This is a genomic window from Fredinandcohnia quinoae (assembly GCF_022427965.1).
In the GTDB taxonomy this organism is placed as follows: Bacteria; Bacillota; Bacilli; order Bacillales; family Bacillaceae_L; genus Ferdinandcohnia; species Ferdinandcohnia quinoae.
Genome location: NZ_JAKTTI010000001.1, coordinates 137,488 through 149,827, shown reverse-complemented (window position 1 = coordinate 149,827; position 12,340 = coordinate 137,488). Strand labels below are relative to the sequence as shown.

Genomic DNA, 12,340 nt, shown 5'->3' with positions numbered 1-12,340 from the left:
ATGTTATATCCGTCTATCGATTCATTGTTGGGAATATTAGATTCAAAATATACTTTAGTAACTGTTGCCGCAAAAAGAGCAAGAGTGATGCAGCAAAAAAATGATGGTAAAGTAGAGAAACCACATTCTTATAAATGTGTTGGAAAGGCATTAGAAGAAATCAATGCCGGTCTTTTGCATTTTACAACTGATAAAAATGTTGAAGTAGATACGAAACCAACTACTACTGCTGCAGAATGATAAAAATAACAACCTCCGAGTAGGTTGTTATTTTTATAAGGGGGATTAATCGAAATGCTTAACGGTAAAAGAATATTGCTTTGTGTTACAGGTGGTATAGCGGTTTATAAGGCTGCTGCTCTAACAAGTAAGTTAACGCAGGCTGGTGCTGAAGTTCGAGTTATAATGAGTGAATCAGCTATGAAGTTCGTTGACCCACTTACCTTTAAGGCACTGTCTCGTAATGAAGTTTATTTTGATACATTTGATGAGAAGGACCCATCAGTTATCGCTCATATTGATTTAGCAGATTGGGCTGATCTCATTATGATCGCCCCGGCAACTGCAAATACGATTGCAAAACTAGCAAATGGTATTGCAGATAATATGATAACGACCACATTACTTGCTTCAACTGCACCAGTTTGGATTGCTCCAGCAATGAATGTACATATGTATGACCACCCTGCAGTGAAGAAAAATATAAAAACCCTAGCAAGCTATGGCTACAAGTTTATTGAGCCTCAAGAAGGTTATTTGGCTTGTGGATACGTTGGCAAAGGAAGACTTGAAGAACCAGAAAAAATAGTTGATTTGCTGAATTCCTTTTTTATAAAACCTAGCCTTTTAGCAAATAAAAAAGTGTTGATAACAGCAGGACCAACGAGGGAGAAAATTGATCCAGTGCGCTTTTTCTCGAATCGTTCTACTGGCAAAATGGGATATGCATTAGCTGAGTCAGCAAGTAACGCTGGAGCAGAGGTAATACTTATTACAGGTCCAACTTCTCAATTAATTCCGTCTAATGTAAAGAAAATTATCCAAGTGGAATCTGCCAAAGAAATGTTCGAGCAAGTAATGGCACATTATCAAGAGAGTGACATTGTAATTAAAACTGCTGCGGTTGCAGATTATCGACCAATAATAACCTTCAATGAAAAAATGAAAAAACAAACCGGTAACTTGGTTTTCGAGCTAGAACGAACAACAGATATTTTAAAAACATTAGGTGAACAGAAAAAACATCAATTATTAGTTGGATTTGCTGCAGAAACAGAACAAATTGAAGAATATGCCAAAAAGAAACTGCAATCCAAAAATTTAGATATGATTATTGCGAATAATGTTTCTGAAGAAGGTGCAGGATTTGGTACTGATACAAATATCTGTACAATTTTTAAAAAAGATAATCAAAGGATTCAATTGCCACTTATGTCGAAAATTGAAGTAGCAAGAGCAATCCTTCTTGAAATTGAAAAACTACTACCATTTGGAGAAAATAAATGAGAGTAGCAAGTGTTATTGTTGATGTTCCAGCAATGCAAACTGATCGAACATTTGACTATTTAATACCAGAAAAGTGGAAGGAAATAATCCAGCCAGGAATGCGTGTTGCTGTTCCATTTGGTCCGAGAAAGGTTCAGGGATTTGTAATTAAACTTAAAAATGAGCCAGAGGTTGAAAGACTCAAGGAAATTCATTCACTATTGGATTTAACTCCTGTTTTAAATGAAGAATTATTACAAATCGGATATTGGTTAACTGAGAAGACTCTTTGTTTTATGATTTCTGCTTTACAAGCGATGCTACCAGCAGCAATGAGAGCAAAGTATGATAAAGAAATAAAATTACTACCAACTTCTCGACTAGATGAACTCGAACCGGCTGTACAAGCCTTAATGGATGAATCAACATCAATTCAATGGAATGAAATTGAGAAAAGGGATTTATTGCATGTCTTTCAAAAGGATATTAAAAAGGGGTTTCTAGAGGTTGTCTATCATGTAAAAAACAAAACGAATAAAAAAACGATGAAACAGGTTGAGCCTGCAATTTCGAGTAGTGAAATTGATGATGTAATAAAGACATTACCAGTACAAGCATCTAAGCAAAAGGAAGCTCTCGAATATTTTAAAACAAACCATGCGCCTATTTTGATAAGGGATTTACTAAATATTTTAGGCTCTACTGAAAGTACGATAAAATCTCTTGTAAAAAAAGGCCTTTTACTAGAAAAAAATATCGAAGTATATCGGGATCCATATAAAGATAAAACCTTTCAACGAACAGTACCATTACCACTTACGAATGAACAAGAAAAGGTAATTTCACCGATACTCGCTTCCATTGATGATGAAGTCCACAACGTGTATTTAATGTATGGTGTAACAGGTAGTGGAAAAACAGAGGTCTATATGCAAGCAATTGATGAAGTTTTAAAACGAGGAAAAGAAGCAATTGTTCTTGTACCTGAAATCTCACTTACACCACAAATGGTTAATCGGTTTAAAGGAAGGTTTGGTTCGCAGGTAGCTGTCCTTCATAGTGGTCTTGGTGCAGGAGAAAAATATGATGAATGGCGAAAGATTCATCGTAAGGAAGTTAGTGTCGTGGTTGGTGCAAGGTCTGCCATTTTTGCTCCATTTGAAAATATTGGAATCATTATCATTGATGAAGAACACGAATCTAGCTACAAACAAGAGGATAACCCACGTTATCATGCGAGGGATGTTGCTATTTTTCGTGGGGAAATACATGATTGTCCTGTGGTTTTAGGGAGTGCAACCCCGACATTAGAATCATTTGCGCGTGCATCTAAGAATGTGTACGAGCTTGTAACACTTAAGGAAAGGGTGAATAATCGACCGTTACCAACAGTAGAAATTATTGATATGAGAGAAGAATTAAGAAACGGTAACAGATCGATGTTTTCTGAAGCGTTATATGCAAAATTATTAGATCGTCTCGAAAAAAATGAACAATCCGTGTTATTTCTTAATCGTCGAGGTCATTCCTCATTTGTAATGTGTCGGGACTGTGGCTATGTCATGAATTGTCCGCATTGTGATATTTCATTAACCTATCATAAGTCAAGCCATCAATTGAAATGTCATTATTGTGCCTATGAAACTCAAATGCCGCATGTTTGTCCAGAATGTAATAGTGAACATATTCGCTTTTTTGGTACGGGTACACAAAAAGTAGAAGAAGAACTAGCAAAAATGATTCCGCAAGCTAGAGTTATTCGGATGGATGTTGACACGACAAGTAGAAAAGGAGCCCATGAAAAATTACTCCGTGAATTTGGGGAAGGACGTGCAGATATACTTCTTGGGACTCAAATGATAGCAAAGGGCCTTGATTTCCCAAATGTTACACTTGTTGGTGTATTAACAGCAGATACGATGCTTCATTTACCTGACTTTCGTTCTTCAGAAAAAACCTTTCAACTACTTACGCAGGTAAGTGGTAGAGCGGGACGACATGAATTATTAGGTGAAGTTGTTATACAGACGTATACTCCAGAACATTATAGTATTACCCTTGCCAGTCATCACGATTATGATGGTTTTTATCAGAATGAAATGATGATACGTAAGTTACATGCTTACCCACCATTTTATTATTTAGCATTAATAACAGTATCGCATCCAGAACTAACGAGAACGATCGATGTTGCTGAAAAAATTACAACATATTTGCGAAAGTCTTTATCGAACAAGACGATTATCCTTGGCCCTGTTGCTTCACCTATCCCTAGGATTAATGATAGATATCGGTATCAGTGCATGATAAAATACAAAAGTGAACAAAACCTGAATAAACTATTAAAGGGAATATTGGACCGATACCAAAAAGAGATTGCCCAACATTCTCTTTCACTATCAATTGATTTAAATCCTTATATAATGATGTGAACAATGGTTTAAACAAAGTTATAATTGTGAAAACTAGTTAAAATGTATAAGTTTTGGAGGAACTAGATTGGCTTTATTACAGATTATTAAACACCCAGACGATATTCTTGAAATGGAATGTGAAAAAGTAACAAATTTTGATCGTAAATTGACAAAATTGATTAATGATATGTATGATACCATGTTGGCAGAAGATGGTGTTGGATTGGCTGCTCCGCAAATTGGAATTGCAAAACAAATTGCAATCGTCGATGTGGAGGATGAGAACGGTTTACTAGAGCTAATAAATCCAGTCATACTTGAAGAGCATGGTGAACAAGTTGGTCCAGAAGGCTGCCTAAGTTTTCCGGGCCTTTTTGGTGAAGTTACAAGATCTGACTATGTGAAGGTACGTGCTCAAAATAGACGTGGTAAAACTTATATAATAGAAGCAAGAGGATTTTTAGCGCGTGCCATACAACATGAAATTGACCATTTGCATGGAGTATTATTTACCACTAAGGTAAATCGCTATTATGAAGAAGGAGAAATAGAAGGGTAGGTACTATCATGATTCGAATACTTTTTATGGGAACACCAGATTTTTCAGTTCCAGTTTTAGAACAATTAATTGAAGAAAACTATGAAGTTGTTGGAGTTGTCACTCAACCTGATCGACCTGTAGGAAGGAAGAGGGTATTAACTCCACCACCAGTGAAAGTTGCAGCATTAAAACATAATATTCCAGTTCTTCAACCTACTAAAATCAAGGAGAAAGAAGAAGTGGAAAAAGTTCTGGCTCTTAATCCAGATTTAATAATTACAGCAGCTTTTGGTCAAATCCTTCCTAAGGAAATATTAGAAACACCAAAGTATGGTTGTGTTAATGTTCACGCATCACTGCTACCGGAGCTGCGGGGTGGTGCACCGATTCATTATTCCATATTACAAGGAAAAGAAAAGACAGGAGTAACCATCATGTATATGGTGGAAAAACTAGATGCTGGGGATATATTAACACAAGTTGAAATTCCGATTTTAGAGCATGATCACGTTGGCAGCTTGCACGATAAATTAAGTGTTGCAGGGTCCAAACTATTATCAGAAACGATTCCATTACTTTTAGCTGGTAAAATTACACCGATTAAACAGGACGACACAAAAGCAACATTTGCTGCTAACATAAAAAGAGAACAAGAAAAAATAAACTGGTCGATGATTGGTGAAGATATCTACAATCATATACGTGGTCTTCATCCTTGGCCAGTTGCTTATACCATTCTAAATGGTGAGATTGTGAAAATTTGGTGGGGTGAGAAGCTTCGTAATACTACGAATTCAAACATGCCAGGGACGGTTATTGCTATCGAAAATGATGGTTTTGTTGTGTCAACGGGTAATGATATTTCAATAAAAATTACGCAAATACAACCAGCTGGTAAGAAAAGAATGAGTGCAGAGCAATTTTTACGGGGAACGAATCTTACAATCGGGACTATGTTAGGGGATACGAATGAAACGAAATAATGTAAGAGATGCAGCACTTGAAATCCTACTAATGATTGAAAAAAATCAAGCATATAGTAATTTACTATTAACTAAAATAATCAACAAGCGTGAAATAAATGGAAAAGATATTGGCTTACTAACAGAAATTGTTTATGGTACACTTCAACGAAGAGATACCATTGACTATTTTCTAACACCTTTCTTGAAAAATAAAAAAATAGATATATGGGTTCAAAATTTACTCAGATTGTCCTTATATCAAATTATTTATTTGGATCGAGTTCCAGAACGAGCGATTTTCTTTGAAGCTGTTGAAATTGCTAAAAAACGTGGTCATAAAGGAATTTCTTCATTTGTTAACGGTGTATTGAGATCGATTCAGCGTGAAGGTGTTCCTTCAATCGAACAAATTTCAGATCCGCTTAAACGACTTTCAATTGAAACAAGTCATCCATTATGGCTTGTAACAAATTGGGTCAATCAGTTTGGATTTGATGAAACAAAGAAAATGTGTGAAGTCAATATTACTCCGCCTGAACAAACAGCCCGAATAAACTCAAATATATCATCAGTAGAGAATGTTCTTCAATTACTCGAAGGAGAAGGTATAGAGGCTGTAAGAGGAGATCTGTCTGATGATTCCATTAAAGCTATAAAAGGTAATCTGGCCCATACAAAAGCATTCGCTGATGGTTATTTTACAATCCAGGATGAAAGTTCTATGCTTGTTGCAAGAGCTCTCGGAATAAAAAAAGGAGACGATGTCCTCGATAGTTGTGCTGCCCCTGGGGGCAAGACAACGCATATTGCTGAATTATTACAGAATACTGGTTCTGTACTATCTCTTGACCTACATGAACATAAAACGAAACTTATCAATGATCAAGTTTCTCGACTTAAATTGAATAATGTTAATACGAGAGCACTTGATAGTAGACAAATTAGAAAGTTTTATCAAGACGCTTCCTTTGATAAAATCCTCGTCGATGCACCATGCTCTGGTTATGGTGTAATTAGAAGGAAACCAGATATTAAGTATTCAAAGCAGGAAATCGATAGTAAAAAATTGGCATCAATCCAGCTTGAAATTCTATCTGAAGTTGCCACCCTCTTAAAAAAAGATGGTATACTAGTGTATAGCACATGTACGATTGGTTATGAGGAAAATCAAGGTGTAATTACCGAATTTTTACGTAATAATAGTGAATTTGAATTAGATAATGAATTAGCTGCATGTTTACCAAAAAAGATGGAATCTTACGTGAAAAATGGACAGGTTCAGTTATTACCACATTATTTTGGTACAGATGGGTTTTATATTGCAAGATTAAGAAAGCAGGTGTGATTTAATTGGAAGATGTACAAACAACAAGAGCGATTAAAACAACAGTAAAAGAGCAAGTGAGACCTTCGATATATTCTTTTCAAATAGAAGAATTAGAAAAATGGCTGGTTGAAAATGGTGAAAAGAAGTTTCGTGGTTTGCAGATTTTTGAATGGTTATATACAAAGCGTGTGACTTCATTTGCTGAAATGACAAATCTATCAAACACATTACGAACAAAACTATCTGAGAATTTCACGATTACAACTCTTAAAACACTTATACAACAAACATCAGCAGATGGTACGATGAAATTTCTATTTGAACTACATGACGGTTATTCGATTGAAACAGTACTAATGAGACATCAATATGGAAATTCAATATGTGTAACAACCCAAGTGGGTTGCCGAATTGGATGTACGTTTTGTGCTTCAACATTAGGTGGTTTGAAAAGGAATCTTGAAGCAGGTGAAATTGTTGCGCAAGTGGTTAAAGTACAAAAAGCTCTCGATGAGGTTGATGAACGAGTTAGTCATGTAGTAATAATGGGAATAGGGGAGCCTTTTGATAATTATGACCAAATGCTTGGGTTCTTAAAAATTATTAATCACGACAAGGCTTTAAACATCGGTGCAAGACATATTACGGTATCGACAAGTGGAATTATTCCAAAAATATACCAATTTGCAGATGAAGAATTACAAATTAATTTTGCAATTTCTTTACATGCTCCTAACACAGAGATCAGAAGTAAATTAATGCCAATCAATCGGGCGTACAAGTTGCCGGAATTAATGAAGGCAGTTCGGTATTATGTTGAAAAGACAGGTAGAAGAATAAGCTTTGAATATGGTCTTTTTGGTGGGGTCAATGACCAAGTTGAACATGCTGAGGAGTTGGCAAAGCTCGTAAAAGGAATTAAGTGCCATATTAATTTAATACCTGTTAACTATGTTCCTGAACGTGACTATGTTCGAACACCACGTGAACAAATTTTTGAATTTGAAAAGACATTAAAGAAACATGGTGTTAACGTAACAATTCGTCGTGAACAAGGTCATGATATTGATGCTGCCTGTGGTCAGTTACGTGCGAAGGAGCGTAAAGAAGAGACGAGGTGAAACGAATGAATTCAATTTATTTAACAAATCGGGGAAAAGTAAGACGGTTGAACGAAGATAGTTGTGGTGTGTTTTATAACAAATCAGGTCAAATGCTAGCTACTGTAGCAGATGGAATGGGAGGTCATGCTGCTGGTGATGTAGCTAGTAGTATGACCACCTCCTTACTACAAAAATTTTGGGAAGAGACAGATCGTATTGATACTTCAGAAGCAGCAGAGCAATGGTTAGAAAATCATATCACACAGGTGAATGAAAACTTGTACAATCATTCACAGGAAAATGTTGAATGCAAAGGGATGGGTACTACGGTTATTGCTGCTATATGTACTCCCCAATTTTCATCGCTAGCACATATTGGCGATAGTCGTTGTTATGTATTAAATATGAGCGGTTTTAAGCAAATAACAGAGGACCACTCACTTGTTAACGAACTTGTTCGTTCAGGTCATATTTCAAGAGAAGATGCTGAACATCATCCAAGAAAAAATGTAGTTATCCGTGCACTTGGTACAGAACCGAGTGTTAACATGGATCTTAAAACACTCATTCTAGAAGAAGGAGATTACCTCCTTATTTGTTCAGATGGTCTTTCTAATAAAGTTTCAGATAACGAGATGATAACTATTCTTGAAAATAATCTAAGTATCGAACAAAAGGGAGAACATCTAATACAATTAGCGAATGATTATGGTGGCGAAGATAATATTACATTAATTATTATTGATTTTTCATCTGAAAGTGAAGGTGAGTAGAGGGTATGCTCATCGGTAGACGATTAAGTGGACGATATAAAATAATTGAAGTAATTGGCGGAGGAGGAATGGCTAATGTATATCTTGCAAGAGATATTATCTTAGAACGAGATGTAGCCATAAAAGTTCTTCGCTTAGACTTCTCAAATGATGAAGAATTCATTAAACGCTTCCGTAGGGAAGCGCATTCTGCAACAAGTCTTGCCCATCCAAATATCGTAAGTATTTATGATGTGGGTGAAGAGGATGATATTTACTATATTGTAATGGAATATGTTGATGGTCAAACGTTAAAGCAGTATATTCAGAGGCATGCACCATTACATCCAAGAGAAGCATTAAATATTATGGAACAACTTGCTTCTGCAATATCACATGCTCATCATAATCAAATTGTTCATCGGGATATAAAACCGCAAAATATTCTAATCGACCGTAATGGAACGGTTAAAGTAACGGATTTCGGAATCGCAGTAGCACTTAGCTCGACAACAATCACGCAAACAAATTCTGTCTTAGGTTCTGTTCATTATTTATCTCCTGAACAAGCAAGAGGTGGAATGTCTACCAGAAAATCAGATATTTATTCGTTGGGTATCGTTATGTTTGAGCTTTTAACGGGGAGAGTTCCCTTTGAGGGTGAGTCCGCAGTATCGATTGCCTTAAAGCATTTACAATCTGAAACACCCTCGCCAAGAAGATGGAATTCTACAATACCGCAAAGCGTAGAAAATATCATTTTAAAATCAACTGCGAAAGATCCATTTTATCGTTATGATTCTGCAGATGAGATGGAAGCAGATTTACATACAGCATTATATCCAGACCGTATAAATGAAAAAAAGTTTGTGATCCCTTCAACGGATGATCAAATTACAAAGGCAATTCCAATTATTAAAGATGATGATCATCTACTAAAAACAAATGACACAATTGTAAGAGATTCACCCAAAAAAGCAAACAATATGGATGCTGATAGCAAAAAGCCGAAAAAAAAGAAAAGTAAAGTATTAATTACTTTAGCAGTCATTTTCTTTTTAATTATTGCAGCAGGGATTTCTGCTGTTACAATCATCCCTTCTTTATTTCTTCCTGAGGATGTAACTGTACCAAATGTAGAAAATAAAGAATATGATGAAGCTGTGAAAATCCTTCGTGAAGAGGGCTTTGAAATAGGTGAAGTAATTAAAAAAGTTGATGATGAGGTACCAGAAGGATATGTCATTCGTACAAATCCGAAGGCAGGCACTGAGACGAAAGAAAAAGCCGTAATTACGATATACGAAAGTACTGGTAAGAAGAAAGAGAAGTTCGAGAATTATGTAGATGAAAATATAGATGATGTAAAAGATAGGTTAGATCAATATTTAAATGTACATGAAGAATGGGTACATGATGAAAGCTCGTACGGTACCATCCTAGAGCAATCAATAAAAGAGGGTGAGGAGGTTGTTCCTGAGGAAACCGAGGTTATCTTCAAAGTAAGTAAAGGACCAGAAACGATAAAATTAAGAGATTTAAAGGGTTATAATGTAAAAGGAATTAATGACTATGCTAAGGAAGTCGGATTAAATATTGATTATACAGAACAAGTGTACGATGATAGCGTTGAAGCTGGATTAGTTATTAGTCAATCACCTGCACAGGGAACGGAAATGCAGAAGGGCGCCAGTGTAAAGGTAATCATGTCAAAAGGCAAAGAACCAAAAGAGCCAAAGAAAGTAGAAAGAAAAATCACCATACCATATAGTGGAGAAGAAGGTACGACTCAGAAAGTACAAATTAAGATACAAGATGCCGGACATCCGACACTAGAGGTAGCGGAAGAATTTGATATTGCAAGCACAACAACCATTACGTTACAGTTTGAAATCAATCCAGATGGGGTTGCGCAATATATGGTATTAATTGATGGGAGACTAGATCAGGAAGAAGTTATTCAATATTCTCAATAAGAGAACATTTAAAGCTGTAGTGGAGATTAAAAATCTCCACTAATTGTTTTCTTTGTATTATTGATAAAACAAACAAGGAGTGAAACTATGCCTGAAGGCAAAATTATTAAGGCGTTAAGCGGTTTTTATTATGTTCTAAGTGATGATGGTACAATTACACAGTGTCGAGGAAGAGGAGTATTTCGAAAAAATAAGATTACTCCTTTGGTTGGTGATAATGTCGTTTATCAAGCTGAAAATGAAACCGAAGGGTATATTTTGGAAGTTATTGAAAGGCATAATGAATTAATTCGCCCCCCGATTGCCAATGTTGATCAGGCAGTTCTCGTTTTTTCTGCTGTTGAACCCGAATTTAGTACATTATTATTAGATCGCTTCCTTGTTTTAGTTGAATCAAGTGAAATTAAACCAATTATTTGTATAAGTAAAACTGATTTAACAACAAGTGAAGAAATGCATGCTATACAAAATTATGCTTCTATTTATAGAAAAATTGGATACGAGGTCATTTTATCCTCTACAAAGGAAAAGGATAGCCTATATAACTTACAACCCCATTTGAATAACCAGATTTCTGTAATTGCAGGTCAATCAGGGGTTGGAAAATCTTCATTGTTAAATGTTTTGCGTCCAGACTTAGATTTGAAGACAGATGATATTTCAACATCTTTAGGAAGGGGAAAACATACGACAAGACATGTAGAGCTAATTCAAATAGGTGAAGGCTATGTTGCCGATACACCAGGATTTAGTTCACTTGAGTTTTTAAATATAGAGGCTGGTGAATTGTCTTATTGCTTCCCGGAGATTTATCGAATAGGGGCAAAATGCAAGTTTAGGGGATGCACTCACACCTCTGAACCAAAATGTGCAGTCATAGAAGCGCTTAGCACTAAAGAAATCGAACAATTTCGTTATAATCATTATCAAAGTTTTTTTGAAGAAATTAAAGATAGAAAGCCGAGGTACTAATGGAATGATTAAAATAGCACCCTCTATTCTTTCAGCAAATTTTTCAAAACTTGCTGAGGAGATCATCGATGTAGAAAATGGTGGAGCAGATTATATTCATATTGATGTTATGGATGGTCATTTTGTTCCAAATATTACAATTGGTCCCCTTATTGTTGAAGCGGTTCGCCCGATAACATCTCTACCATTAGATGTTCATTTGATGATAGAAAATCCAGATCAATATATTCCTGCATTTGCAAAGGCTGGTGCAGACTATATCTCTGTTCATGTTGAGGCGTGTCCTCATCTTCATCGAACAATTCAATTAATTAAGTCATTTGGTGTAAAAGCTGGGGTTGTATTGAATCCAGCTACTTCACTACAATCAATCTTACATATTATTGATGATATCGACCTTGTGTTATTGATGACAGTGAATCCAGGGTTTGGAGGACAAGCATTTATCAAATCTGTTCTTCCAAAAATTCAAGAAATTTCAGGGCTGGTAAAAGAGAGGAATTTATCCATTGAGATTGAGGTCGATGGTGGTGTTAATGAAGAAACGGCTAAATTATGTATATCAGCTGGAGCGAATGTTTTAGTAGCGGGTTCAGCAGTATATAATCAAACAGATCGAAAAAAAGCTATATCACTTATACGAGGATGCAGTAAGTGATTTTATGGAACAGTGCAGGCTGTTCTTTTTTATTTTTTAATTGTCATAATAAACAACCTTCCATACTATGTTTAAGTAAATGAACTTATATAAAAGTACTTTTTTCATGAAAAATGGCATATTAATGATGGTAAATAGAAATTTTCT

11 protein-coding genes are annotated in these 12,340 nt (G+C 35.6%); all 11 read left to right on the top strand.

Translation table 11 applies throughout. The annotated features are described in order from the left end of the window. The 11 genes from rpoZ to rpe all read left to right on the top strand — a co-directional run bounded on the left by rpoZ (position 1) and on the right by rpe (position 12,193). On the top strand, positions 1-240 hold the full coding sequence (gene rpoZ, locus MJG50_RS00745; RefSeq protein WP_240251879.1) for a DNA-directed RNA polymerase subunit omega: 240 nt from the start codon (positions 1-3) through the stop codon (positions 238-240). Positions 241-294: 54 nt separating this feature from the next. Next, positions 295-1,506, top strand: coding sequence for a bifunctional phosphopantothenoylcysteine decarboxylase/phosphopantothenate--cysteine ligase CoaBC (gene coaBC / locus MJG50_RS00740; RefSeq protein WP_240251877.1), 1,212 nt, complete (start codon positions 295-297; stop codon positions 1,504-1,506). Next, positions 1,503-3,917, top strand: coding sequence for a primosomal protein N' (gene priA, locus MJG50_RS00735; RefSeq protein ID WP_240251875.1), 2,415 nt, complete (start codon positions 1,503-1,505; stop codon positions 3,915-3,917). The genes coaBC and priA overlap by 4 nt, the downstream gene beginning before the upstream one ends. A 67-nt stretch (positions 3,918-3,984) precedes the next feature. Next, positions 3,985-4,458 carry a peptide deformylase gene (gene def, locus MJG50_RS00730; RefSeq protein WP_240251873.1) on the top strand — a complete coding sequence of 158 codons (474 nt, stop codon included), beginning with the start codon at positions 3,985-3,987 and terminating at the stop codon, positions 4,456-4,458. Between the two features lie 8 nt (positions 4,459-4,466). Further along, positions 4,467-5,423, top strand: coding sequence for a methionyl-tRNA formyltransferase (fmt, locus tag MJG50_RS00725; protein ID WP_240251871.1), 957 nt, complete (start codon positions 4,467-4,469; stop codon positions 5,421-5,423). After that, on the top strand, positions 5,410-6,750 hold the full coding sequence (gene rsmB / locus MJG50_RS00720; protein WP_240251869.1) for a 16S rRNA (cytosine(967)-C(5))-methyltransferase RsmB: 1,341 nt from the start codon (positions 5,410-5,412) through the stop codon (positions 6,748-6,750). Before fmt ends, rsmB begins: the two co-directional genes overlap by 14 nt. Positions 6,751-6,782: 32 nt before the next feature. Further along, complete coding sequence (rlmN, locus tag MJG50_RS00715) at positions 6,783-7,853, top strand: dual-specificity RNA methyltransferase RlmN (protein ID WP_240252313.1); 1,071 nt, start codon at positions 6,783-6,785, stop codon at positions 7,851-7,853. Between the two features lie 5 nt (positions 7,854-7,858). Next, positions 7,859-8,608: a Stp1/IreP family PP2C-type Ser/Thr phosphatase gene (locus MJG50_RS00710; RefSeq protein ID WP_240251867.1), complete on the top strand. Its 750-nt coding sequence runs from the start codon at positions 7,859-7,861 to the stop codon at positions 8,606-8,608. Between the two features lie 5 nt (positions 8,609-8,613). Further along, positions 8,614-10,563, top strand: a complete 1,950-nt coding sequence (gene pknB / locus MJG50_RS00705; RefSeq protein WP_240251865.1) for a Stk1 family PASTA domain-containing Ser/Thr kinase — start codon at positions 8,614-8,616, stop codon at positions 10,561-10,563. Positions 10,564-10,650: 87 nt separating this feature from the next. Further along, complete coding sequence (rsgA, locus tag MJG50_RS00700) at positions 10,651-11,535, top strand: ribosome small subunit-dependent GTPase A (protein WP_240251863.1); 885 nt, start codon at positions 10,651-10,653, stop codon at positions 11,533-11,535. A gap of 4 nt (positions 11,536-11,539) precedes the next feature. After that, entirely contained in the window at positions 11,540-12,193 is a 654-nt protein-coding gene (gene rpe, locus MJG50_RS00695) for a ribulose-phosphate 3-epimerase (protein WP_240251861.1), read from the top strand. Positions 12,194-12,340 lie beyond the last annotated feature (147 nt).